We start from the raw sequence: 24,401 nt of genomic DNA, 5'->3' as shown, positions 1-24,401 counted from the left end.
CCGAGGACTCGTCAGACCGGCAGGCAGAGGCGCAGCGCGTCGTACACGGCGGCGTGGATGTTGCGGCTGGTGACCGCGTCGCCGATGCGGAACAGCTGGTAGCGGCCCGCCGGGTTGCGGACGACGGTCTGTGCCTCGCGGGCGAGGAGGGCCCGGTGGTCGACCTCGCCGAAGTTGCGGGAGGCGGGCAGCAGGTCGGTGTACAGCTCGTCGTTGGGCAGGGTGCCGTGCTCGACGACGACGTGGTCGACGACGCGTTCGGTCTCGGTGCCGGTGTACTCGCTGAACAGCGTCGCCACCAGCCGCCCACCACTGCCACCATCCCCTTCCCCGTCCCGACTCCGACGCACGGAGCGCACTCGCCGGGCGAGCGTGACGGTGACGTCGTGCTCGGTGAACGCCCGTATGTATGCAGGGGAGTTCATGCTGCCGACGTCGGGTGCCAGCGTCCGTTCCGGTGTCACGTACTCCAGTCGGGCGCCGTGCGTGGCGAGGAGTTCCGCGGCGTCCATGGCCGGGTAGCCCCCGTGGTCGTCGTAGATCAGGACGTCCCTGCCGGCGCGCGGGCGCAGGGAGCCGGACATCACGTCCCAGGTGTCCGCGACGAGCCCCTCCCCCGCGGTGAGGAAGGAGCGGTTGGGCAGGCCGCCGGTGGCGACGACGACCAGGTCGGGGTGTTCGGCGAGCACGTCCGACGCTTCGGCGTAGACGCCCAGGCGCAGGTCGACGCCAAGGTGTTTGCACTCGGCGACGCGCCAGTCGACGATGCCGAGGAGGTCCTGGCGGCGGGGGTTCTGTGCGGCGAGCCGGATCTGGCCGCCCGCCTGGTCGCCCGCCTCGAACAGCACGACGTCGTGACCGCGTTCGGCGAGGACGCGGGCGGCCTCGAGGCCCGCGGGGCCGCCGCCGATGACAACTCCCTTGCGGCGCGGCCCCGTTGCGGCCGGGACGGTGTGGGGGATCTGGAGTTCACGGCCGGTAGCCGGGTTGTGGATGCACTTGGTGTCGCCGGAGTCGTAGATCGCGTCCAGGCAGTAACTCGCCCCGACGCAGGGGCGGATGCGGTCCTCTTCACCGGAGGTGATCTTGGCGACGAGGTGCGGGTCGGCGATCTGCGCGCGCGTCATGCCGACGAGGTCGAGGAGGCCTTCGCGCAGGGCGTGCCGGGCGGTGGCGGGGTCGGCGATGCGGGCGGCGTGCATGACGGGGATGTCGAGGCGGCGGCGTATCTCGCCGGTGAAGTCGAGGAAGGGGCCGAGCGGCGTGCCCATGGAGGGGATCGTCCGCGACAGGGAGGCGTCGGATTCGATGGTGCCGCGGATGGCGCTGATGAAGTCGATGCCGTCGGCGGTGAATTGCTCGGCGGCAGCGAGTCCTTCGGCGAAGGTGAGGCCGCCGGGGAGGGCTTCGTCCAGGGCCATGCGGATGCCGACGACGAAGTCGGGGCCGACCGCTTCGCGCACCGCACGGATCACGCGGCGGGGGAAGGCCATCCGGTGTTCCAGGTCGCCGCCGTACTCGTCGTCGCGGTGGTTGGTCGCCGGGGAGAGGAACCCGTCGAAGAAGTGGCCGTACGACTGCAACTCGATGCCGTCCAGGCCGCCTTCCTTGCAGCGCACCGCCGCGGCCGCGTAGTCGGCGACGATCCGGTCCAGGTCCCAGGGCTCGGCGGCCTTGGGGAACGCGCGGTGCGCGGGCTCGCGCAGCGGGGAGGCGGCGACCACCGGCAGCCAGTCCCCCGTGTAGTTGCTGGTGCGGCGCCCTAGGTGGGTGACCTGGCACATGACGGCCGCGCCCGCCGCGTGCACGTCGTCGGCGAGCAGCCGCAGCCAGGGCACGATCTCGTCGCGGTAGAGCAGCAGGTTGCCGAAGGAGGGCGGGCTGTCGGGCGAGACGACCGCGGAGCCGCCGATCATCGTCAGGCCGACGCCGCCGCGGGCCTTCTCCAAGTGGTAGGCGCGGTAGCGGTCCTTGGGCAGTCCGTCCTCACCGAAGGCGGGCTCGTGGGACGTGCTGACCACCCGGTTGCGCAGGGTGAGGTGCTTCAGCCGGAAGGGCTGGAGCAGGGGATCCAGGTTCGTGTTCGGTGCGCGCACGACAGCTCCAAGGGAGGCAGGGAAGCTCTGTGGCCCGGATGTGACGGGGATGGCCCCGGATGTGATGCGGGGGACGACCCCGGATGTGGGGGACGGACGACCCCGGATGTGACGGCGGGGGACAACGGGGATGGCTGCGTGACGACGACGTCGCCACGTTCCCGTTTCGCGATACGAAACAACAACGCGATGCGAGACAAATGTGCGGCGCACGAGACCGCGTCGTCAACCCCTACCGCTGCGTAATCAGCCGCGCCGGATATAGCCCTTGCGCCACGAGATCTTTTCGCCGGCCGCCACCAGTTGTTCGGCGAGTCCGGAGATCGTGTGGTCGTTGATCCGGAACGTCGGCCCCGAGACGGTCACGGTGGCGATGACCTCGCCGTTCAGCGACCTGACGGGGGCGGACAGCGAGGCGAGCCCGATCTCCAGCTCCTCGCTGATGACGCCGTAACCCAGCTCGCGCACCCCCTGCAGCTGCTCCTTCAGGAGCGCCGGGTCCGTGATGGTGTGCGGCGTGTACTCCTCCAGCGGCTGCTCGAGAATCTCGGCGGCCTCCGGCTGCGGCATGTGCGCCAGAAAGACCTTGCCCGCCGACGTGGCGTGCAGGGGCGTGCGCTTGCCGACCCAGTCGATGCTGGTGATGGCCGCGTTGCCGAGCACCTGGTCGATGCTGATGACGGCCTCGCCGTCGTAGACCGCCACATTCACCGTCTCGCCGACGGCGGCGGCGAGCTCCTGGCAGACCGGCCGGCTCAGCAGCGACAGGTCGTTGCCCTTGGTCGCCCCGCCCGCGAGTTCGACCACGGTGTAGCCGATGCGGTAGCTGCCGCGCTCGCTGTCCTGCTCGACGAGGCCGCGCGCCTCAAGGGTGGCGAGCAGCCGGTACACGGTCGACTTGTGGATGTCGAGGGCGTCGGCGACCTCCGTGACGCCGGACGGCCCCTGCACGGCCAGCACTTGGAGGATCGACACCGCCCGGTCCACCGACTGCACCGACGTGTCCCGCGCGCGACCTTTGCTGCTCATACGTGGAGCCTATCCAGGAAGTGCCAGCGCACACCGGTCGCGACCGCGGCCGGACCGGCCCCGCCGGGCTCAGCCCCGCTTGACCTGCCCCCGCCGCCACGAGATCCGCGCCGCGGCCGCGAGCAGCATTCCGGCGAGGACGGGCGCGGTGTCCTCACGGATCCGGAAGGCGGGCCCGGCGAGGGTCACGGCGGCGACGACCGTGTCGTCCAGGGCGCGAACGGGCGCGGCGAGGGAGACGAGGCCGATCTCGTACTCCTCGAACGAGACGGCGTAGCCCCGTTCGCGTACGGCGGCGAGATCCTTCGCGAGGTGCTCCCGGCGGGTGATGGTGCGGGGCGTGAACCGCTCCAGGCGCCTGCCCCGGGGCAGCTCCGCGGGCAGGCGCCCGTGCCGGTCAGGGGCGGGGTGGGCGAGGAAGACCTTGCCCGCGGCGCTGGCGTGCAGCGGGCAGCGCCTGCCGACCCAGTCGACGCTGGCGATCGACGCCTCGCCCGCCACCTGGCCGACGGTGACCACGTCGCGGCCCTCGCGGACGGAGACGTTCACGGTGTCGCCCGCGGCCTGGGCCAGCTCCTGGCAGACGGGGCGGCTGAGCAGGAACAGATCGGTGTTCTTCGCGGCAGCGGCGGCGAGTTCGGTGAGCGGGTGTCCGATGCGGTAGCGGCCCCGGCCCGCGCCCTGTTCGACCAGACCGCGCGCCTCCAAGGTGGCGAGCAATCGGAACACGGTCGTCTTGTGCACGCCGAGCTGCCCGGCGATCTCCGTGACGCCGCACGGCCCGCGCACGGCCAGGATCTGCAGGACCGACACCGCACGGTCGACGGACTGGACCGCACGGTCGCGCGCTCGCCCACGGCTGCCGGTCGTCGCCACAGCACCCTCCAGCTCTCCGCCTCGGCGACCCAACTAGCCGCCCGTAGACGTTAATTCGCGGTTGCCCGGATGCAAGAGCCTTGACGCGCCGTCACGATCAACGGCATCGTCACACCGTACTGCACATTTGTTGCGCAATGCGAAACACCAGCCCGGACTTGTTCCAACCGCCCCGCGCGGACCCCTGGAGGTGGGGCACGGTGATAGAAGCAGCACGGCTTAACAAGGTTTTTGAATCCGCCGACAACACGGTGCATGCCGTGCGCGATGTGTCCTTCACCGTCGAACCCGGCGAACTCTTCGTCGTCATGGGCCTGTCCGGGTCCGGGAAGTCGACTCTGCTCCGGATGCTCAACCGTCTCATCGAGCCGACATCGGGCGAACTCCGCGTCGACAGCCGGGACTTGCTGGCCATGAACGATGCGGACCTGCGCGAGCTGCGCAATCGCAAGGTCAACATGATCTTCCAGCACTTCGCGCTCTTCCCCCACCGCACGGTCCGCGAGAACGCCGCGTACGGCATCCAACTGCGCGGCGGCACCGCCGCCGAGCGAAAGGAGCGCTCCGACTGGGCGCTCAGCACCGTCGGCCTCTCCGACTGGGCCGAGGCCTACCCCAGCGCACTCTCCGGCGGTATGCGGCAGCGCGTCGGCCTGGCCCGCGCGCTGGCCACGGATGCCGAAGTCATGCTCATGGACGAGCCGTTCAGCGCGCTCGACCCCCTGATCCGCCGGGACATGCAGGATCTACTGCTCGGCCTGCAGCGCGATCTGCGCCGCACCATCGTCTTCGTCACCCACGACCTCAACGAGGCGATGCGGCTCGGCGACCGGATCATGGTCATGCGGGACGGCGGCGTCGTACAGCTCGGCACCGCGACCGACATCCTCGACTCCCCCGCCGACGCCTACGTACGCGACTTCGTCTCCGACGTGGACCGTTCCCGCGTGCTGACCGCCCGCGCCGTCATGCGCGAGCCGCTGACGACAGCCGGCCTCGACGACGCCCCGCGCGATGTCCTTCGCGCCATGGCCGACATCGAGGCCGGCGCCGTCTACGTGCTCGACAGCGACGGCCTCGTCTCCGGTGTGGCGCACACCGAGGACATCGCACGGGCCGCCGACGCGGGGCACGCCTCGCTGCGCGACAGCCCGGAGAGCCTGACCGACACATACGGGCGGGCGGGCCCCGACACGCTGCTCGTGGATCTGTTCCCGGCGGCCGGGCGGTACGCGGTTCCGCTGGCCGTGACCGACGACGACGGCCGGCTCCTCGGCGTCGTACCACGCGCGGCACTGCTCACCGCTCTCTCTGCACCAGAAGCACCCAACTCCCGCGAAGAGGGCGATACTTCGGAAACATCGGGCAGCACTCAAGAGGAGGTGGCCGATGCTGTTCAGCGTTGATCTCGGCACCCCGGTCAACAAGGCCGTCGACTGGCTGACCGAGAACCTCAGCGGCCTCTTCGACGCCGTCACCACCGTGATGACGGAACTCGTCAACGCGGTCCTGTACGTACTGACGGCCCCTCACATGGTGGTCATCATCGCGGTGTTCACCATCCTGGCGTTCTTCGCACGCGGCTGGTTCTTCGCCCTCTACACCCTGGGCGCGTTCCTCCTCATCCAGGGCATGGGCCTGTGGACCCCGGCGATGCAGACGCTCGCCGTCGTCGTGGTCGCATCGGTGTTCGCCGTGGTCATCGGGGTACCCATCGGCATCTGGGCCGCCCGAAGTCCGCTGGTCAGCGCCCTGGTTCGGCCCGTTCTCGACTTCCTGCAGACGCTGCCGGTGTTCGTCTACCTCATCCCGGCCGTCTTCTTCTTCGGCATCGGACTCGTCCCCGGCGTCGTCGCCACCATCCTCTTCGCCATCTCGCCCGCCGTGCGCCTCACCGAACTGGGCATCCGGCAGGTCGATCGGGAGGTCGTGGAAGCCGCGCACGCCTTCGGCGCCCGGAACGGGCAGATCCTGCGCGGTGTCCAACTCCCCCTGGCCCTGCCCTCGATCATGGCCGGCATCAACCAGGTCATCATGCTGGCGCTCTCCATGGTCGTCATCGCCGGCATGGTCGGTGCCGACGGTCTGGGGACCATCGTGGTGCGCGGCATCAGCCAGCTCGACGTCGGGATCGGCTTCCAGGGCGGCCTCGCCGTCGTGTTCCTCGCCATCTTCCTCGACCGCACCACCAGTGCCCTCGCCACACCCCGCATACGCCGCTGGCCGGGGCGCGGGCGCACCGGCAAGACCCCGGTGGCCGACACGGAGAAGTCGTCCTCTCCCGCCTCGTCCACCACTCCGGTTTCCGCGTGAAGACAGGAGCTCCAGCCATGATCCGCAACCGCCGCCGCCGCACCACCTACCTGTTCGGCTGTACCGCCGCCGCCCTCACCCTGCTCGCCACCGCATGCAGCGGCAACACCTCCAAGGTCGAGGGGGGATCCGACGACGACAGCGGTAGCGGTGGCTCGAAGACGGTCAAGCTGGCCTACGTCGCCGGATGGGACGAGGGAGTCTCCGCGACCTTCCTCTGGAAGCAGATCCTGGAGGACAAGGGGTACAAGGTCGACGTCCGTGACCTGGACGTCGCCAGCACCTACACCGGCGTCGCCAATAAGCAGGCCGACATCTACCTCGACGCCTGGCTGCCGGTCACCCACGAGACCTATTGGAAAAAGCTCGGCCCCAAGATGGAGAAGCTCGGCACCTGGTACGAGCCGGCCGACCTCAACCTGACCGTCCCCAAGTACGTCAAGGACGTCAACACCATCGAGGACCTCAAGGGGAAGTCCAAGGAGTTCGGCGGCAAGATCGTGGGCATCGAGGCGGGCTCCGGCCTGATGCGCCTGACCCGCGACCCCGTGCTGCCGGACTACGGCCTCAAGAGCGAGTACGACCTCACCGAGTCCAGCACGTCGGCGATGCTCTCCGCCCTGAAGAAGGCGGTCAAGGACGAGAAGCCCATCGTGGTCACGCTCTGGCGGCCGCACTGGGCGTACACCTCGATGCCGCTGAAGGTCCTCAAGGACACCAAGAAGGCCTACGGCAAGCCCGACAAGGTCCAGATGGTCGCCTCCAAGGGCTACTCCAAGGCCAACCCCGAGGTCGCGGGCTGGCTCAAGAACTTCCACCTCACGAGCAGCCAGCTCGGCAGCCTGGAACTCCTCCTCCAGAAGAAGGGGACGGGTAACGAGCAGGCCGCGGCGAAGGAGTGGATCGCGGACAACAAGCAGCTGGTGGACAGCTGGCTGAAGTGACACCTGCTGCCATGCTGGTGGCATGACGACGATCGCCCAGCTGCGCAAGGCCGCGCTCGCTCTCCCGGAGACCGAGGAGGGACGCCACTTCGGCATGGTCGCCTTCTCCGTACGGGGCAAGGGTTTCGCGTCGCTGACCAAGGACGGGTGCGTACAGCTCCGGCTGTCCGAGGACGACGCCCGGGCGGCACTCGCCACGCACGCCGGGGCGGAGGCCGTGCTGCGCTCGGGTGCGACGATCGGGGTGCGGCTCGCCCTGGCCGAGGCGAACGGCAAGGACCTCAACGCGCTGGTGCGGGCCGCCTGGTCGAACCGGGCGCCGAAGCGGCTCGTGGCGGCCATGGACGCCGCCTCCGCCGCCGACGCGACGGGTGACCTTCCGGCCGCCATCGGCAGGCCCGCCACCCGGGCCCTGCTGGGCGCGGGCATCGACACGCTTGAGCGGGTGGCCCGGCATTCGGAGGCCGAGCTGCTCGCGCTGCACGGCGTCGGCCCGAAGGCCGTGCGCGTGCTGAAGGAGGAGCTGGCCGGCAAGGGGACGGCCCTGCGGGCTTGAGCCGGGTGCTCCCCTGCGTACGTCGCTGATCCTGACGTCAGCGTTCGCCGTCACGCAGCCGGAGAAGGTACGTCGCGGTCACGGCCACGGCGCGGTCCTCGTCGTCCGCCAGCTCGACGAGCGCTTGCGTCGCCGTTGCCCCCGGGATGCCTGCGAGCGCCTGCGTGAGCCGGCCGCGGGCGGGGGCTTCGGTGGCGGGGCGGTCGAGGCGGTCGACGAGTGCGGTGGCGATGCGCTCCGCCGGTGCGGTGGCCTCCGCCGACGTGGTGACGACCGCCGGTGCGGTGGCGCCCGGTGCGGGGTCGACCGCCGACCCGGTGGCGCCCGCCGATGCGGGTTCGACCGCCAACACGCTCAGCGCATCCGCCGCGTCCGTGTCGTTCCTGCCCGCCACGATCATGTCGATCAGCTCCGGGATCGCGTCGGCCGCTCCCCGGTTGCCGAGTGCCACGGCGGCGCGCCCCCTGACCACGGCGTCGGGGCCCACGAGGGCGTGCCGCAACTCAGCGGTGGCCTCGTCGCCGGGCAGCTCGGCGAGGCACTGAGCGGCCCGCTCCCGAACGGCGGCCTCCGGCGAGCCGAGCGCCTGCACCAGCAGCGGCAGGCTGTCGGCGCCGCCCGAACGCACCAGCGCCCAGCGCAGCGCCCCGGCGACATTCGTGTCCGTCTCGCTCAACACCGCCTCGACCAGGGCCGCCACGGGCAGCGCGTCCTGGCCGCCCGACGAAAGGGCCGCACGCTGCCGGGCGTCGGCGCTCTTCGAGCTCAACGCCTGGAGCAGTGCGACGACTTGGAGAACCTCCTCCCAGCCCCCGGGTTCCGCCGCGTCGATCCGGTTGAGACGGGTGAGCAACTCGGTCTCGGCCGCGATGCGTTCACGCGTCTGCCGGATGAGATCGCCGACGAGCGACGAGGGCGTGAAGCCCGGTTCGTCGAGCGCCCGCCCGATCTCGCGCAGCGAGAGCCCCAGCGATCGCAGGCTCTCGATGTGGAAGATCCGCCGGATGTCGTCGCCCGAGTACTCCCGGTACCCGGAGCCCGTGCGCTCCGAGGGCCGCACCAGGCCCAGCGACTCGTAGTGCCTGAGCATGCGGGCACTGACCCCGGACCTTCGCGCCACCTCACCGATCAACACACTTCATCGTCCACCACGGGAGCCCCGTCGAGGGCCACGACGCGCTTCGCCTCCTCGATCGCGAAGCCGAACCCGGTGTCCGGGTCGCGCAGCACCTGTTGCGTGGCGAGCGCGTGCGCGCGCACGTCCGGGTCGGAGGCGGTCGCCGCGGTGCGCAGCGCGGGCATCGCCACGTCACCGAGATCGACCAGGGCCCGGCCCAGGCTCAGCTGCGTCTCCCGCCCGCCGCGGCCGAGCTGCGTCACGAGTACGGCGGCGAGGGCGGCCTTCTCGTTCTCTGCGCCGCCGCCCGTAGCGCCGCCCGTACCGCCGTCCGTACCGCCGTCCGTACCGCCGTCCGTACCGCCGTCCGTACCGCCGTCCGTATCGACGCCCGTGCCGTCGTCCGGTACGAGCACGACGGCGGCCCGCCAAGCACTGCGCGCCACCTCGTCGTCGGCGTCCGTCAACAGCTCCCGCGTGATCACCGGCCACGCGCTCCGGTCCCCGATCTTGGAGAGCGTGTGCAGCGCCTGGCTCCGCGCCTGCGCCGGCCCCGAGCGCACCTCGCGCAGCAGCGCGGGGAGCGTCAGGGCCGCCGGGTGGCGGGTGAGCGCCCAGGTCAGCATGTCGCGAACGTAGAACTCCGGCTCGACCGCGCACCGCTCGACGAGCGTGCCGACGAACCCCGGGTCGGGCGACGAGCCGACCGCCATCGCGGCCCGCAGCCGCACCGACGCATCGCGGTCCGCCAGCCCCCGCAGTGCGCGCAAGGTCTCCGTGTCCTGCCCAGTGATCATGATCGAGACCACCTCCTCGAACAGCAGTGAAGACCTTGTCACCGTGTCAAGGTCAAACGCGCAGCGGCGGCACCGCCGGGACCTCGATCGCGTTCTCGATGTCGGCGTCCGTCAGCTTGAAGGCCTCGGGGTAGGCGTCGCGGCGGGTGCGGCGGTCGGGTTCGCTCGTGCGCCAGGTGTAGAGGCAGTGGGTGCACTGGAGTACGTCCCATACTCCGGGGACCGGGGACGTGGCGAGGTGGGTGATGGTGTCGGCGGGGCAGCGCGGACACTCGGCGCCGTCAACCAGCTTGCTGTTCATGGGCGTTGACCTTTCTGGAGAAAGAAGGACAGGGAGAGAGGGGACGGCGGGGGTCAGTGGCGGGCCGCGATCATGTCCTGCAGACGCTTCGCCCACTCGGCCGTCTCGGGCAGGTCCTTGGCCGGCGTGGAGAAGTTGCCGCGGACGTCGGGTGCCACCGGGGTCGTCGCGTCGATGATCATCTTGCTCGTGATGCCCGCGGGCTCCGAGGCGGGAGCGAGTTCCAGGACGGACAGGTTCGGGATGATCACCACGTCCTCCTTCGGGTTGACCTTCGCCGACATGGCCCACATGACCTGCGGCAGGTTGAAGGGGTCCACGTCCTCGTCGACGACGATCACCTGGGCCACGTATCCGAGCCCGTGCGGCGTCGTCATCGCGCGCATGCCGACGGCCTTGGCGAAGCCGCCGTACCGCTTCTTCGTCGAGATGATCACCATCAGGCCGTGGGTGTACATGGCGTTGACGGCCTGCACCTCGGGGAACGCCTCGCGCAGCTGCTTGAGCAGCGGCACGCACGTGTTGGGTCCGACGAGGTAGTCGCACTCCGTCCACGGCATGCCGAGGTAGAGGGACTCGAAGACCGGGTTCGTACGGTACGAGATCCGGTCGATGCGGACGACGGGCATCCGACGCCCGCCCGAGTAGTGACCGGTGAACTCCCCGAAGGGGCCCTCGATTTGACGCTTCCGCGACTCGATGACGCCTTCGATGACGACCTCGCTGCCCCACGGCACGTCGAAGCCGGTGAGCGGCGCGGTGGCGATCGGGGCGGGCGCGCCGCGCAGGGCGCCGGCCATCTCGAACTCGCTCTGGTCGTACGCCATCGGCATGCCGGCGACGATCGCCATCACCGGGTCGTTGCCCAGCGTGATGGCGATGGGCAGGTCCTCGCCGACCTCCTCGGCCTTGTTCAGGTGGATCGCGACGTCGTGCACGGGCACGGGCTGGATGGCGAGGCGGTTCGCGCCGAGGGCCTCGATGCGGTAGATGCCGACGTTCTGCTTGCCGAAGTTCTCCGGGTCCTCGGGGTCGCGGGAGACGACGGCGGCCTTGTCGAGGTAGAAGCCGCCGTCACCGTCGTTGAGGCGGAACAGCGGAAGGACGGAGAACAGGTCGACGTCCTCGCCCTCCTGGGTGTTCTCGCGCCAGGGCGCGTCCTCGCGGCGTTCGGGGGCGACGGGGAAGGCGTCCCAGCGCCGCGCGAACTCCTCGACCTGCTCCTTGACCGGGGTGTTCTTCGGCAGTCCGAGCGCGAGCGCGTGGTTGGCCCAGGAGCCGTGCACGTTCATCGCGATCTGCGCGTCGGTGAAGCCCTTGACGTTGTCGAAGAAGAGGGCGGGGGCGTTCTCGCCGATGCGGCCCGTCGCGTTGGCGGCGGCCGCGAGGTCGGGCTCGGGCAGCACCTCGTCGGAGATGCGCAGCAGCTGGCCCTCCTTCTCCAGGGTGCCGAGGAAGCTGCGCAGATCGTCATAGGGCATGGGTAACTCCTGTGTTCTGTACGGAGGTTGCGGACTCGGCCGCGGTGCGGGCGGCGCGGGCGGCGCGCATGCCGGCCCAGCGCTCGGCGGCCGGGGCGGGCAGGTCGAACTGGTCGAGGACCCGCGCGACGATGTGGTCGACGATGTCGTCGATGGTGCGCGGGTTGTTGTAGAAGGCGGGCATGGGCGGCACCAACTGCACGCTCATGCGGGCGAGTTCGAGCATGTTCCGCAGGTGGATCTCGCTCAGTGGTGTCTCGCGCGGGACGAGGACGAGCTTGCGGCGCTCCTTGAGGACGACGTCCGCGGCGCGCGCCACGAGCCCTTCGGCGTAGCCGGCGCTGATCCCCGCGAGCGTCTTCATCGAGCACGGGACGATGACCATGCCGTCGGTGCGGAAGGAGCCGGAGGAGATGGTGGCGCCCTGGTCGTCGGGGTGGTGTGTCACGTCGGCGAGCGCCGAGACCTCCGCCGCGGAGCGGCCGGTCTCAAGCTCGATCGTGGTGCGCGCCCAGCGGGAGAGCACCAGATGTGTCTCCACGTCCGGCAGCTCGCGCAGACATTCCAGTAGACGGACACCGAACGGAGCTCCCGTCGCCCCGGTCATTCCCACGACCAATCGCACAGGACACTCCTCACACGTCGCTGACCTGTGCTTTCACGCTAGGCGGCGGGAAGGGGGAGGCAGCGGTACGCTCGGGACTCACGATGGGGAAAATCAGACAGGAACGCCGCGTGGCCCGCGAGGAGCGCCCCGACGTCAGGGACCTCGAATACACACCGAACGTCGGCGCTCCGACCGGCGTGGAGGTCGAGGAGCTGGCCGACCTCCACGACCGTTCGCTGCGCCACGGCAACGATCCGTACGCGCCGCTGCGGCCCGCGTTCCACCAGTTGATCGGTGCGCGCGAGCGTCCGCTGCAGGTGGCGGTGGACTTCGTCGAGTACGAGCTGCGGCCCGGTTCGTGGCTGTGGATCCGGCCGGGTCAGGTGCAGCGCTTCGGCCGCGACCTGAGGACGGCGGACGGCGTGGACGTGGTCTTCAAGGCAGGTTTCCTGCCACCCGCGATCGTCTCGGCCGCGCACATGGACCCGCCGTACGAACAGCGCCCGCTGACACCGGCGGGACCGGACGCGGAGGGGGTGCGGCGGGCGCTCGACCACCTCGCGTACGAGTACGGGTCGATGGCCTCGCTCCCCCTCCAGGCGCACACCGAGGCGCTGCGGGCGCTGCTGTCGGTGCTGGTGATGCGCCTCGCGAAGGTACGCGCCCCGGAGCCGGGCCCCGCGGCCGCGTCCGGCACCTTCCACCGCTTCCACGCGGCGGTGGAGCGCGACCACGCGGTGACCCGCCGGGTCGAGGACTACGCGTCGGCCCTCGGCTACAGCCCCCGCACCCTGACCCGCGCCGCGCTCGCGGCGGCGGGCCGCACCGCGAAGCAGTACGTCGACGACCGGGTCCTCCTGGAGGCCAAACGCCTGCTCTGGCACAGCGGCCTCCCGGCAAAGGAGGTGGCGGCCCGCCTCGGCTTCGACGACCCGAGCGACTTCACAAAGTTCTTCCGGCTGCGTACGGGGGTGACACCGGGGGCGTTCCGGGCGAGCCCCTGAACCCGGGGGCCACAGCAACGCGGGTGGCCCGTCCCCCGTGGGGCGGGCCACCCGGCAGTGGAGCGGGGGTGTCTCAGCGGCGGATTTCCTTGATCTTGAGCATCTTGGTGATGACCTTGTCGAGTTCGCCGTCGTCGAAGACCTTCTTCCAGTCGTCCTTGACGATGGAGTCGCGGCCGTAGTCCATGGCGATCAGGCAGGCGTCGGAGAACGGGTTGTCGCCCTTGAGGGTGTTCGCGAGGGCGACCTGGGTGTGGCCGAGGAGCATGGCGCGGGCCGCCTTCTCCGGGACGCCGACCGTGTGCACGGTCTCGTGCAGCGCCTCGTTGAGGAGAGCGCCGACCATGCAGGCGATGGTCTCGACGAGGGTCGGCTCCAGGACGGCGAGCTGCTTGACGGTGACCCAGTGGACGTCGACGACCGGCGCGTACATGACGCGGATGACGGACCCGGCGAGCGCCTGCTTGGCCTCGTCGCCACCCTCGTACGCGGCGACGACCTCCTGCGGGGCCGCGATGCCACCGAAGGTGTCATCGAGCTCGGCCTGCGTCTTGCGCTGCAGGAAGACGGACGGGTGGCAGGGGTGCGCGCACACGTAGTGCACTTCGGCGCGCGGGTGCAGCAGGCCCGCGTACGCGGCCGCCGGGTCGAGGGTGAGGACGACGGCGCCCGGCTTCAGGAGCGGGACGAGCTGCTCGGAGACCTTGCCGAGGACGATGTCCGGCACGGCCAGGATCAGGACGTCGGCCTGCTGGGCGGCGGTCTCGGAGTCGGTCAGCTCGCGGCCGAGCGAGCGGATCAGCTCCTGGCCCTTGGGCGAATTCTCGGAGAAGAGGACGGTGAAGTCGCTCTTGACCAGGTTGTTGGAGACACGCTGGCCCATCTTGCCGGCGGCCCCGATGACGGCAACGGTCGTGTTGTGCTCGGCGGCCATGTTCATTCGCCCTTCAGGAGTGTGCTGATGCTGTGCTTGGTCCACTGGTGTTCGAGCTCGGCGGTGACATCGAAGCCACCGTCCTGCCACGGGAGCCAGTGCTCCACGATCTGGTTGACCGACGCGGGGTCCGGGGCGTGGTTCCGGACGGCGGCGATCATGGCTGGGTAGTCGAGCAGCCCTGTGCCGAGCGGTGCTCCCGCGTAGGTGAAGCCCACCCAGCCGTCCCTGCGGCTGAACGCGAAGTCCTTGACGTGCACGTTCACCACGTAGGGCGCGGTCAACTCCACGACCTGGGACGGGTGTTCCAGGCGGGCCACGCAGTTGCCCGGGTCGACGACGATGCCGAGGCGGGGGCTGTTCACGGTGCGGACGACGTCGACGAGGTCGGCGGTGGCGACCTGCTCGTACGTCTCCAGGCCGAGCGTGACGCCCTGCTCCTCGTAGCCGCCGATGGCCTGCTTCAGCAAGGCGACCGACTCTTCGACGTCGGGCTTGTGGTCAGCGGTGTGCAGCATGGATCGGACGAAGGTCACGCCGAGCTTCCGCGCAATGCGGAGGTAGTGCTCCAGGTGGTCCGGGGCGATGCCGCGGGTGCCGAGTTCGAGGGTGACACCGAGGTCGGCGGCCGCCGCCTTCAGCTCGGCGAGCTGCGTGTCGTCGTAGGACTCGATCGGCGCGTAGTCGCAGATCTGGAAGACCTGGCCGCCGAGCCCGTGGATGTCCCGGAGCATGTCCAGGGCCGTCATCGGCTGCGGCGCGCGCGACGAGATGCGCCAGAAGTACGCGTAGGTGCTGATGCCGTACGCCATGTCAGGCCACCTCCGTGCGGGAGGCGGCGGGCGCGACCTCGTCGAGGATGCGGCCGACGGCCTCCGGGTCGTGGGCGAAGCGGCCAAGGAAGAGGCCGCCGACGGCGCCACCGAGGCGGGTGAGCAGGCCGGGGCCCGCACTGCCGCCGTAGATCACGGTCGAACCGGCGTGCTGGGGACGGGAGTTCAGCCACTCCCCCAGCGCCGCGCACACCGTGGTGATGTGCTCGGGCGAGGCCGGCTCGGGCGCACCGATGGCCCACTGCGGCTCGTAGGCGAGGACGACCTGACCCTCCAGGCCGTACAGCAGGCGGGCGGCCTCGGCGACGGTGCGACGCGCGGCCTCCTCCGGCTCCACGGGGTCGAGTTCGCCGACGCACAGGACCGGGGTGAGGCCGTTGCGCAGCGCGGCCGCGGTCTTCGAGGCGACGACCGTGTCACCCTCCCCGTACAGGCGGCGGCGCTCGGCGTGCCCGACCTCGGCGTAGCGGCAGCCGATCTCCTTGAGGAGCGGCCCCGACACCTCGCCCGTGTAGGCACCCACGTCCTCCGTGGCGATGTCCTGCGCGCCGACGTCGACTCCGCTGCGCGCGAGGATCCCGGCCACCGGCACGATCGCCGGGAAGGACGGCAGCACGAACAGCCGGGCCGCGCCGCTGGTGACGGCCGGGTGCCGGTCCGCCAACTGCACGATGCGGCGGGACCAGTTGAGGGTCTCGTGGTGGCCGAAGTACATCTTCAGGCTCACCCCGAGCAGGACGGGTGAACTCATCAGGCGGCCTCGGCCTCGTTCTCGTAGTCGCTCATCAGGGCGACCTTCGCGGCCGACGGCGAGGTCTCGTCGAAGCGGTAGGTGAGCCACTCGGCGGCGAGGCGGCGGGCCAGTTCGATGCCGACGACGCGCTGGCCGAAGGTGAGCACCTGGGCGTTGTTGGAGAGGATCGCGCGCTCGACGGAGAAGGAGTCGTGCGCGGTGACGGCGCGGATGCCCTTGACCTTGTTGGCGGCGATGGCGACGCCGAGCCCTGTGCCGCACACCAGCAGCGCCCGGTCGGCCTCGCCGCGGGCCACCATCTCGGCGGCGGCGATGGCGACCTTCGGGTAGGCGGTGTGTCCGTCGGCGTCCACGCCCACGTCGGTGACCGACTCGACCAGGTCGCTCGCCCGGAGGTCCTGCTTCAGCGCCTCCTTGTACTGGAATCCGGCGTCGTCGCAGCCGACGACGATCCGCAGCTTGTCACTCATCTCAGCGTTCCTTAAAGGGAGTTGCTTGCAAGGGTGTTACTTGCACCGGGGCTACTGACACAGGGGTTACCTGCAAGACGGTTACTTGCACGGGGCGAGCGCGCCGTGGACGGCGCGGACGATCAGCGCGAGGGAGTGGGCGCCCGCGTCGGGGGTGCCCAGTGACTTCTCGGCGTGGGGGCGGGCGCGGCCCATCTTGGGCAGCAGGTGGGCGGTGTCGCGCGCGGAGCGCTCGGCCGCGGTGGCGGCGGCGTCCCACGCGGCGGTCAACCCGGCGCCCGCATCGACCTGTTGACCCAGTGTCTCGGCGAAGGGCACGAGGACGTCGACCATGGTCTTGTCGCCGACCTCGGCGCCGCCGGTCCTGCGGACGCCGTCGGACGCCTGTAGGACTCCGTGGGCGACGGACGCCGGGGTCGGCCGTTCGGTGTCGCCGAGCGCGTCGCCGAGCGCGCGCAGGACGATGCCCCACAGCGCTCCGGACGTGCCGCCCGCCTTGTCGGCCCAGGCGTCGCCCGCGGCGGTCAGCAGGGAGCGGGCTCCCGCACCCGCCTCGCGGGCGCGGTGGGCGGCTTCGTAGGCGCCGGTCGAGCCGCGCTGCATGCCGATGCCGTGGTCGCCGTCGCCCGCGACGGCGTCGATGCGGCCGAGTTCGTCGGCGTGCGTGTCGACGGTGTCCTTGAGGCGGCGCAGCGCGTCGAGCGCGGTCGCCGCGGCCTGCCGCGACTCCTCGCTCGCCGTGTAGACCTCGGGCCCTTCCTCGGTCTCGTACGACTCCTCGTCCGCGGCTGCCGCTTCGGGTACGGCGCCCTTGCGGTACGCGGGGGTGTCGGCCGGTGCGGTCCACAGGGCTTCGAGGGTGTCGTCGAGCCAGGTCAGGGTCAGGGAGATGCCGGCCATGTCGAAGCTGGTGACGAGTTCGCCGACCTCGGGGTCGACGGCCGTCACACCCGCTTCGTCGAGCAGTTGCGCGACCCTGCGGTAGACGACGAACAGCTCCTCGTACTTCACGGAGCCCAGGCCGTTGAGGATCACCGCGGCGCGCTGTCCCCGCGGTCCGTGGATCCCGTCGGGGAGTTCCTTGAGGAGGGTGGCGACGAGGAGTTCGGCGGCCTCGTCCGCGGTGGGGACGGGCTCCTCGCCGATGCCGGGTTCGCCGTGGATGCCGAGGCCGACGGCCATCCGGTCCTCGGGGACCGTGAACAGCGGGTGGTCGGCGCCCGGGAGCGTACAGCCGGAGAAGGCGATGCCGAAGGAGCGGGTGCGGTCGTTCGCATGGGCGGCGATCCGCGCCACCTCGTCGAGGGACTGCCCCTGCTCGGCGGCGGCCGCGGCCACCTTGAAGACGGGCAGGTCACCGGCGATGCCGCGCCGCTTGTGGGCCTCGTCGGGGCCCGCGCTGGATATGTCGTCGGTGACGGCGAACGTGTGCGTCGGTATGCCCTCGCCGTTCAGCCGCTCGGCGGCCTGCCCGAAGTGCAGGACGTCGCCCGCGTAGTTGCCGTACATGAGCAGCACACCGCCGCCCGACTGCGCCGCCTTGGCGACGCCGCGGATCTGCTGGGCGGAGGGCGAGGCGAAGACGTTGCCGACGGCGGCGCCGTGCGCGAGCCCCTGCCCGACGAGGCCGGAGAACGCCGGGTAGTGGCCGGATCCGCCGCCGATGACGACGGCCACCTGGCCGGGGGTCTTGACGGTGGCGCGGACCACGCCACCGGTGACGGGGCGCACCCAGCGGCGGTGGGCGGCGACGAAGCCTTCGAGCGCTTCGTCGGCGAAGGCGGCGGGGTCGTTGTGGAGGCGGGTCATCGCTGGTTCTCCGGGAGGGACGAGGTGCTGGTGGGCGCGCGGCGGGCGAGGACGAACATCAGCACGGCCGACAGCAGCATGAAGAGGCCGACGAGGTAGAGCGGTACGTAGTAGTCGCCCGTCCAGCCCTTGAGCCAGCCGGTGATGTAGCTGGAGGCGAAGCCCGCGATATTGCCCGCGGTGTTGATGAGCGCGATGCCCGCCGCGGCGGCCGCTCCGGTCAGGAAGCGGGAGGGCACGGCCCAGAACACGGGCAGCGCGGCGAAGATGGCGCAGGCGGTCACGGTGATGACGGCGACGGTCGCGGCCGGCGAGCCCATGTAGAGGGCCAGCGGGATGGAGACGCCGCCGACGATCGCGGGACCCGCGACGTGCCAGGTGCGGGTGCCGTGCCGGGTGGCGTGCCGGCTCCAGAAGAAGAGGACGATCGCAGCGGGCAGGTACGGGATGGCCGTGATCCACGCCTTGTCCATGACGCTGAACGTGGTGTCGTACTGCTCCTGGAAGCCGTCGATGATGGTCGGCAGGAAGAAGGCGAGCGCGTACAGGCCGTAGACGAAGCCGAAGTAGACGACGGCCAGGATCCAGACGCGTCCGTTGGTGAACGCCGCCTTCAGGTCGCCCTTGGCGTGCTTGTCGTCGTGGCCCGTCTTCTGCGCGTTCTCCGCGGCCAGTTCCTCGGTGAGCCAGTCCCGCTCCTCGGTGGTGAGCCACTTGGCGTCGGCGGGGCGGTCGATCAGGTAGAACCAGGCGATGACGCCCAGCAGGATCGCCGGGATCGACACGAACAGGAACATCACGCGCCAGCCCTCGAGGCCGAACAGGCCGTGGTGGCCGATCAGCCAGCCCGCGAGCGGGGCGCCGAAGACCGTGGTCAGCGGCTGTGCGAGGTAGAAGAGGCCGAGGACCTTGGTGCGGTGGCGGCTGGGCACCCACTGGCTGAGGAAGAGGATCGCGCCGGGGAAGAACCCGGCCTCCGCGACGCCCAGCAGGAAGCGCAGCGTGTAGAGGCCTCCGCTGCTGTCCACCCAGGTGAAGAGCAGCGAGACGATGCCCCAGGTCACCATGATCCGGGCCAGCCAGCGGCGGGCGCCGAAGCGGTGCAACGCCATGTTGCTGGGGACCTCGAGCACGATGTAACCGACGAAGAAGATCCCGGAGGCGAAGCCGAACTGGGCCGCGGTGAGCGCCAGGTCGTCCCCCATCCCGTTCGGTTCCGCGAACGACACCGCGGTGCGGTCCAGATAGTTCACGAAGAACATCAGGGCCACGAAGGGGACCAACCGGATCGAGATCTTCTTGATGGCCGACTTCTCGACGGCCGACCTCGTCGCCTTCACGGGCGGCGCGGCAGTGGCAGGCATGGCGACTCCTCGGCTCGCCGGACAGCTCTGTCCGGACTTGGGTCACGCTCGGCACGAGGGGCGAGGGCTCTGCAGCAGCTGGCTGGCCGCTCAGGTCGGGCCGATCTGCGTGTCACGCTAGACCCGATCTTCAAATTGGTCACCAATTTACCAATGTGGCGAGCGTCGCACTTGTTGCCCATGGCTGAACCCTTGACAAAGCGGGCATGAAAGAGCGTCGCGCGCGGCCGTGGACCGGCCCGGACGACCCGTCTGGTCTACTGGTGACCGTGACCAACCAGCCCTCCGACGCCACCCCCGAGGCCGACCTCGCCACGCTCCTGCGCCCGGTCGTGCGCGAGTCCTCCGTCAGCGAGGTCGCCAAGCGCCTGCTCGACCACCTCTCCGCGGGGAACATCAAGCCCGGCACCCGCCTGCCCGCCGAGCGCCAGCTCGCGGAGGCCCTCGGGGTCGCCCGCTCCAGCGTGCGCGGCGCCCTGTCCGCGCTCGACGTCCTCGGCATCATCGAGATCCGGCCCGGCTCCGGCTCGTACGTCCGCGAGGGCACGTCGGAGTTCCTGCCGCGCGCCATCAACTGGGGCCTGATGCTGGGCCAGCGCCGCACCCGGGACCTGGTCGAGGTGCGCACCTACATGGAGGGTGTCTCGGCACGGCTCGCCGCGGAGCGCGCGGGCGACGAGGACGTGGCACGCCTGGAGGAGCACCTGCGGCACATGCAGGAGGCGGGCAGCGACGTGAAGGCGTTCATCGACGCCGACATCGCCTTCCACCTGGAGTGCGCGAGCATCGCCCGCAACACCGTCCTGAGCGACATCCTGCACAGCATCCGCGCGCTGCTCCAAGTCTGGATGGAGCGGGTCAGCGACATCGAGGGCACCGTCAGCGGCACCCTGTGCGAACACGACGCCGTCCTCAAGGCGATCCGCGACCGCGACCCCGAGGGCGCGGACCGGGCCATGGCCGAACACATGCGGATGGCGAGCGCGCGGCTGCGGGAGTCGGTGGGGGACGAGCCGCAACAGGGTTGAGCCCGGGGCGTGTTGACACCGCGGCAGGGTCGTGGCGTACCCGCTGTACCCCGCGATACCGGCCGCCGCACGGAAGTGCCTGTCGGCACCGCTCGGTATCCTGCTGATCATGTCCACACCTCCCGCCCAGAGCGGCCTTCTCACCGAGCGCATCGCGCGTCAGCTGGAACACGACATCCGGTCCGGCGCCCTCGAGGTCGGCGTGAAGCTGCCGTCCGAGCGGGAGCTGGCCACCCAGTTCGGCTCCAGTCGCAATGTCGTACGGGAGGCGCTGCGGCAGCTGGAGGCCAAGCGGCTCATCGAAGTGGCGCCAGGGCGCGGCTCGTTCGTGCGGGAGCAGAGCTCTGAACAGGCGCGCGGGTACGACGCCCTGTACCGCGCCGAGCGGCCCACCGTGCGGCAATTGATCGAGGCCCGGCTGCCGGTGGAGATCGAGATCATCAGGCTCGCCGCGGAGCGCGCCACCGACGAGGATCTGGCGACGATCCGGGCCGCCATGGAGACGACCGAGAGCGCCACCGATGTCATCACCAAGGCGCGCGCGGACCTGGAGTTCCACGATGCCATCGCGATGGCCAGCGGCAATCCGGTGCTGCGGATCATGCTGTCGTCGATCAGCGGCATGATGTTCGAGATGATGCTGCGCTCCAACTCCGATCCCTCCATCGGCGAGCCCGGAGTGCCGCACCACCCGGAGATCTTCGCCGCCCTGGAGGCGCGGGACGCCGAGTCGGCGTGCGCCCGGATGCGTGAGCATCTGAGTCTGGGGCTGCGCACCTACGGGCCCGACCTGGACGTGCAGTTGGACACCATGGCGCGGCGGCACATCGAGACACTGCTCGGCGAGGGCCGGGCCGGCTGACCCTTCGCGGTCGCGCCGCCCGGATTCCGGAACGGGGGTTCCCACCGGCCCCGGTGGCTGTTAGCGTCCACTCGCATCTCAACTGGTCCTACCAGTTGGACCGGACTTCAGAGGAACGAGACAACGATGTCCCCCCTGGACAAGATGGGCCGGCGTCGGATGGGCCGGCGCGGCTTCGTCCGCCTTGCGGCCGGGGCCGGGGCGGCCGGGGCGCTCAGCGCCTGCGGACGCTCCGGCGGGCCGCCCTCGGCGAACACACCGCTGCGCATCATGGCGATCAACCATGTCTGGTCGCAGGCCATCAGCCGCCGGAAGGAGGAGTTCGAGGAGCAGATCGGCCGCAGGGTCAGCATCACCCTGCTCACCGCCGACCAGCTCACCAGCAGCTACAACGTAAAGCTCAACGCGTCCGGCACCGACGTGGACGTGATGATGGTCCGCGCCCTGCAGGACCAGCTGGTCTTCGCGCACAACGGCTGGCTCACCGACCTCGGCGGCCGCATCCACGGCGACAGCGGTTTCGACTGGCAGGACTTCCAGCCGGCCCCGCGCCGCGCTTCCGCGACCGGCGGTCGCATCCTGAGCGTGCCGGTCGTCACGGAGCGGCCGGTGCTCTACTACCGCAAGGACCTCGCCGACCCGCCCCGCACCCTCGACCACCTGATGCGGCAGGCGCTCGAACTCACCGAACGCGACAAGCAGTTCTACGGATACGCCGGGCGCGGCCAGCGCAACGGGGCGGTCTCCCAGTGGTCCAGCTTCCTGTACTCGCACGGCGGGGACTTCACCGTCGACGGCCGCTCCGGCATCGGTACCCCGCAGGCGCTCGCCGCCTACCGGTACTACGGCAAGCTGCTGCACCGGGCCGGCCCGCCCGGTGCCACCAACATGAGCCTGGAGCAGGTCACCCCCATCTTCGCCCAGGGCAAGGCGGCGTTCTGCGTGGAGGCGGACGCCGTCTACAGCGGCTTCCTGGACCCCAAGGTGTCGACCGTACGCAAGCACGTGGGCTTCGCACCGTTCCCTGCCGGCCCGGCCGGGGCGAAGCCGCACAACATCCCGTCATGGAGCCTCGGCATCAACCGCTTCTCCCGACTGCAGGACGACGCCTGGCAGTTCATCCGCTGGGCGGCGGGACCGCGGATGTCGCGCACCCTCCAGGCGGCCGGGATCCCCGGCGCCCGCCGCTCGGCGTGGGAGGACGCGCGCACCCTGGCGGCCTTCCCCGACGACCTGGCCGCCGCGATGCGCACCAATGCCGCGCACGGTCTGGGGCACGACCGGCCTCAGGTACTTCAGGTGGGGCGGGCCAGGGACATCGTCGGCCGCCCCCTGGTGGCCGGGATCCTCGGCCAGGACGTCGCCCCGGCAGCCCGCGACGCCGACGCCGAGTTCGGCGAGTTCCTCGTCCGCGACAACCGGCACAAGGAGTCGTGATGGCGACCCTCCAACTACCCGGCAGCACACGGCAGTCCACCACCGAGCCCGGCCGCGGGCGGCCTCCGCGCTCCTTCGAGTCGTCCAACCGGCGCCTGAAGTGGGCGATGCTGACCCCGGCGCTGCTCTTCGTCGGCCTGATGATCGCCTTTCCGCTGGCGTACACGGTCAACCTCTCCCTCACCGACGCGTTCGGCGCGGTGAACGCCGGGTCGAGCCACGTGGGCCTGCGCAACTTCGGCGACCTGCTCACCGACACCCGCCGCTTCTGGCCCGCCGCCTGGCGTACGCTCGAATTCACCGTCGGCGCCGTGCTGTTGGAGACCGTGCTCGGCCTCGCCGTGGCCATGCTGCTGCGCAAGCCGTTCCGTGGCATCCGCTGGGTGCGCACCGTCCTGATCATCCCGCTGCTCACCACGCCGGTAGCCATCGGCATCCTGTGGCTGCTGATCCTGGACCCGACCAACGGCATCGCCAACCACCTGCTGTCCGAACTCGGCATGCCCCGCATGGAGTTCCTCGGCTCGGTCGGCCAGTCGCTGCCCACGCTCATGCTGATCGACGTATGGCAGTGGACGCCGATGATGGCCCTGCTGCTGCTCGCCGGCCTCACCACGCTCCCCGAGGAGCCGGAGGAGGCGGCGCTCGTGGACGGCGCGGGACCCTGGCAGCGCTTCCGTTACGTGATCCTGCCGATGCTCACCCCCGCACTCGGCACGGCACTCGTGCTGCGCGCCGTCGACGCGCTGAAGACCTTCGACCTGCTGTACGCCACCAAGGGCCCGGGCGGCGGCGCCGACTTCGAGGTGGAGACCCTCAACGTCTACGCCTACGGCCTCACCTTCGACTACCAGGAGTACGGGCTCGCCGCCGCGCTCCTCGTCCTGTTCACCCTCGTGATCATCGGAGTCGTGGTGGCACTGCGGCGGCGTGCCACAAGCAGCGGAAGGAAGGACGCATGAGCGCCCCGCGGAGCAAGGCCTGGCTGGGGTGGCTGCGCGCCGCCGCGATCGTGTGCGTGATGCTGGTCTTCGCGCTGCCGATGGTGTGGATGATCGCCGCCGCGTTCAAGACGAACGTGCAGGTGACCGACCCGTCGGTGGGCCTGTGGTTCCACCCGACGCTCGAGAACATCCGCACGGTGCTGACCGAGGGCCCGATCCTGCGCTCGATGGGCAACTCGCTGCTGATCGGCGTGGTGTCGACGGTGCTGTCCGCGGTGATCGCGGTGCCGGCCGCGTGGGCGGTGGGCCGGTTCGGGATGCAGCGCACCGGCTCGCTGATCCTGGTGGCCCGCATCGTCCCTGCCATCTCGCTCCTGGTCCCCTGGTACTACCTGTTCGCGCAGCTGGGCCTGGTCGGGTCCTACACCGTCCTGATCCTCAGCCACATGTTCGTCTCGGTGCCGCTGATCCTCTGGATCATGATCAGCTTCTTCGCCGGGCTCCCCGTCGAACTGGAGGAGGCCGCGCGCACCGACGGTCTGTCCGCCTTCGGCGCGTTCCGGCGCATCACACTGCCGCTGGCCGCACCCGGAACGGCCACCGCCTGCCTGCTCGCCTTCGTCTTCAGCTGGAACAACTTCATGTTCGCCCTCGTCTTCGCCGACGACAGCACGCAGACGGTTCCGGTGACGCTCTTCCAGTTCATGTCCTACGCCTCGACCGACTGGGGCGGCCTGATGGCGGCCGCCACCCTCATCACCGCCCCCGTCCTGATCGCGGCACTGTTCGGCCAGAAGTACCTGGTGGCCGGGCTCACTTCGGGCGCAGCCAAGGGCTGAGGCACC

The 24,401-nt window shown here is 70.5% G+C and carries 24 protein-coding genes; 10 read left to right on the top strand and 14 right to left on the bottom strand.

The features are described 5' to 3' along the window. Positions 1-11: 11 nt before the first annotated feature. The 3 genes from OHA73_RS41495 to OHA73_RS41485 form a co-directional block, all read right to left on the bottom strand. A complete protein-coding gene (locus OHA73_RS41495) occupies positions 12-2,096 on the bottom strand; it encodes an oxidoreductase (RefSeq protein ID WP_327657874.1) in 2,085 nt (694 codons plus the stop codon). 246 nt (positions 2,097-2,342) lie between these two features. Then, on the bottom strand, positions 2,343-3,092 hold the full coding sequence (locus tag OHA73_RS41490) for an IclR family transcriptional regulator (protein ID WP_443063242.1): 750 nt from the start codon (positions 3,090-3,092) through the stop codon (positions 2,343-2,345). A gap of 102 nt (positions 3,093-3,194) precedes the next feature. Next, on the bottom strand, positions 3,195-4,001 hold the full coding sequence (locus OHA73_RS41485) for an IclR family transcriptional regulator (protein ID WP_327657872.1): 807 nt from the start codon (positions 3,999-4,001) through the stop codon (positions 3,195-3,197). Positions 4,002-4,201: 200 nt separating this feature from the next. Between OHA73_RS41485 and OHA73_RS41480 the strand changes: the two genes are divergently transcribed. From OHA73_RS41480 to OHA73_RS41465, 4 genes are read left to right on the top strand one after another with little or no spacing between them, the layout of a single operon-like run. Further along, positions 4,202-5,407: a quaternary amine ABC transporter ATP-binding protein gene (locus tag OHA73_RS41480; RefSeq protein WP_443063181.1), complete on the top strand. Its 1,206-nt coding sequence runs from the start codon at positions 4,202-4,204 to the stop codon at positions 5,405-5,407. Next, on the top strand, positions 5,391-6,314 hold the full coding sequence (locus tag OHA73_RS41475; RefSeq protein ID WP_266724114.1) for an ABC transporter permease: 924 nt from the start codon (positions 5,391-5,393) through the stop codon (positions 6,312-6,314). The genes OHA73_RS41480 and OHA73_RS41475 overlap by 17 nt, the downstream gene beginning before the upstream one ends. Positions 6,315-6,331: 17 nt before the next feature. Next, entirely contained in the window at positions 6,332-7,258 is a 927-nt protein-coding gene (locus OHA73_RS41470) for a glycine betaine ABC transporter substrate-binding protein (RefSeq protein WP_266724112.1), read from the top strand. 22 nt (positions 7,259-7,280) lie between these two features. Continuing rightward, positions 7,281-7,814, top strand: a complete 534-nt coding sequence (locus OHA73_RS41465) for a hypothetical protein (RefSeq protein ID WP_327657870.1) — start codon at positions 7,281-7,283, stop codon at positions 7,812-7,814. A gap of 37 nt (positions 7,815-7,851) precedes the next feature. On the opposite strand, the gene OHA73_RS41460 is transcribed toward OHA73_RS41465, so the two are convergent. Genes OHA73_RS41460 through OHA73_RS41440 form a run of 5 tightly spaced genes read right to left on the bottom strand, consistent with a single transcriptional unit; the run spans position 7,852 to position 12,135 of the window. Continuing rightward, positions 7,852-8,949: a MerR family transcriptional regulator gene (locus OHA73_RS41460; RefSeq protein ID WP_327657869.1), complete on the bottom strand. Its 1,098-nt coding sequence runs from the start codon at positions 8,947-8,949 to the stop codon at positions 7,852-7,854. Beyond that, the gene (locus tag OHA73_RS41455) at positions 8,943-9,728 is read right to left on the bottom strand and encodes a HEAT repeat domain-containing protein (RefSeq protein ID WP_327658628.1); all 786 of its coding nucleotides are present in this window, start codon (positions 9,726-9,728) and stop codon (positions 8,943-8,945) included. Before OHA73_RS41455 ends, OHA73_RS41460 begins: the two co-directional genes overlap by 7 nt. A 52-nt stretch (positions 9,729-9,780) precedes the next feature. Next, complete coding sequence (locus tag OHA73_RS41450; RefSeq protein ID WP_266724108.1) at positions 9,781-10,029, bottom strand: non-oxidative hydroxyarylic acid decarboxylases subunit D; 249 nt, start codon at positions 10,027-10,029, stop codon at positions 9,781-9,783. Between the two features lie 53 nt (positions 10,030-10,082). Continuing rightward, the gene (locus tag OHA73_RS41445; RefSeq protein ID WP_327657868.1) at positions 10,083-11,510 is read right to left on the bottom strand and encodes a non-oxidative hydroxyarylic acid decarboxylases subunit C; all 1,428 of its coding nucleotides are present in this window, start codon (positions 11,508-11,510) and stop codon (positions 10,083-10,085) included. After that, positions 11,500-12,135, bottom strand: a complete 636-nt coding sequence (locus OHA73_RS41440; protein WP_327657867.1) for a non-oxidative hydroxyarylic acid decarboxylases subunit B — start codon at positions 12,133-12,135, stop codon at positions 11,500-11,502. Before OHA73_RS41440 ends, OHA73_RS41445 begins: the two co-directional genes overlap by 11 nt. Before the next feature lie 83 nt (positions 12,136-12,218). Between OHA73_RS41440 and OHA73_RS41435 the strand changes: the two genes are divergently transcribed. Next, positions 12,219-13,121 carry a helix-turn-helix domain-containing protein gene (locus OHA73_RS41435; RefSeq protein WP_327657866.1) on the top strand — a complete coding sequence of 301 codons (903 nt, stop codon included), beginning with the start codon at positions 12,219-12,221 and terminating at the stop codon, positions 13,119-13,121. 73 nt (positions 13,122-13,194) lie between these two features. Here OHA73_RS41435 and OHA73_RS41430 read toward each other — a convergent pair whose 3' ends face one another. The 6 genes from OHA73_RS41430 to OHA73_RS41405 form a co-directional block, all read right to left on the bottom strand. Next, positions 13,195-14,061: a phosphogluconate dehydrogenase C-terminal domain-containing protein gene (locus OHA73_RS41430; RefSeq protein WP_327657865.1), complete on the bottom strand. Its 867-nt coding sequence runs from the start codon at positions 14,059-14,061 to the stop codon at positions 13,195-13,197. Beyond that, positions 14,058-14,867: a sugar phosphate isomerase/epimerase family protein gene (locus tag OHA73_RS41425; protein WP_267073653.1), complete on the bottom strand. Its 810-nt coding sequence runs from the start codon at positions 14,865-14,867 to the stop codon at positions 14,058-14,060. The genes OHA73_RS41430 and OHA73_RS41425 overlap by 4 nt, the downstream gene beginning before the upstream one ends. Before the next feature lies 1 nt (position 14,868). Further along, entirely contained in the window at positions 14,869-15,639 is a 771-nt protein-coding gene (locus OHA73_RS41420; RefSeq protein ID WP_327657864.1) for a triose-phosphate isomerase family protein, read from the bottom strand. After that, entirely contained in the window at positions 15,639-16,112 is a 474-nt protein-coding gene (locus tag OHA73_RS41415; protein WP_267073655.1) for a ribose-5-phosphate isomerase, read from the bottom strand. The genes OHA73_RS41420 and OHA73_RS41415 overlap by 1 nt, the downstream gene beginning before the upstream one ends. An 81-nt stretch (positions 16,113-16,193) precedes the next feature. Further along, positions 16,194-17,921 (bottom strand): dihydroxyacetone kinase family protein, encoded by a 1,728-nt coding sequence (locus tag OHA73_RS41410; protein ID WP_327657863.1) that lies wholly within the window; start codon positions 17,919-17,921, stop codon positions 16,194-16,196. Then, positions 17,918-19,285, bottom strand: coding sequence for an MFS transporter (locus tag OHA73_RS41405; RefSeq protein WP_327657862.1), 1,368 nt, complete (start codon positions 19,283-19,285; stop codon positions 17,918-17,920). The genes OHA73_RS41410 and OHA73_RS41405 overlap by 4 nt, the downstream gene beginning before the upstream one ends. A 263-nt stretch (positions 19,286-19,548) precedes the next feature. On the opposite strand from OHA73_RS41405, the gene OHA73_RS41400 reads away from it, so the two are divergent. The 5 genes from OHA73_RS41400 to OHA73_RS41380 all read left to right on the top strand — a co-directional run bounded on the left by OHA73_RS41400 (position 19,549) and on the right by OHA73_RS41380 (position 24,395). Continuing rightward, the gene (locus OHA73_RS41400; RefSeq protein WP_371591181.1) at positions 19,549-20,313 is read left to right on the top strand and encodes a FadR/GntR family transcriptional regulator; all 765 of its coding nucleotides are present in this window, start codon (positions 19,549-19,551) and stop codon (positions 20,311-20,313) included. A gap of 109 nt (positions 20,314-20,422) precedes the next feature. Beyond that, the gene (locus tag OHA73_RS41395) at positions 20,423-21,175 is read left to right on the top strand and encodes a FadR/GntR family transcriptional regulator (protein ID WP_327657861.1); all 753 of its coding nucleotides are present in this window, start codon (positions 20,423-20,425) and stop codon (positions 21,173-21,175) included. 126 nt (positions 21,176-21,301) lie between these two features. Continuing rightward, positions 21,302-22,612, top strand: a complete 1,311-nt coding sequence (locus OHA73_RS41390) for an ABC transporter substrate-binding protein (RefSeq protein WP_327657860.1) — start codon at positions 21,302-21,304, stop codon at positions 22,610-22,612. Further along, positions 22,612-23,574, top strand: coding sequence for a carbohydrate ABC transporter permease (locus OHA73_RS41385; RefSeq protein ID WP_327657859.1), 963 nt, complete (start codon positions 22,612-22,614; stop codon positions 23,572-23,574). Before OHA73_RS41390 ends, OHA73_RS41385 begins: the two co-directional genes overlap by 1 nt. Then, positions 23,571-24,395 carry a carbohydrate ABC transporter permease gene (locus OHA73_RS41380; protein WP_327657858.1) on the top strand — a complete coding sequence of 275 codons (825 nt, stop codon included), beginning with the start codon at positions 23,571-23,573 and terminating at the stop codon, positions 24,393-24,395. Before OHA73_RS41385 ends, OHA73_RS41380 begins: the two co-directional genes overlap by 4 nt. Positions 24,396-24,401: the final 6 nt, after the last annotated feature.

This window comes from Streptomyces sp. NBC_00483, from assembly GCF_036013745.1.
GTDB lineage: Bacteria > Actinomycetota > Actinomycetes > Streptomycetales > Streptomycetaceae > Streptomyces.
The sequence above is the reverse complement of the archived record's forward strand: the minus strand, read 5'-3'. Positions and strand labels throughout refer to the sequence as shown.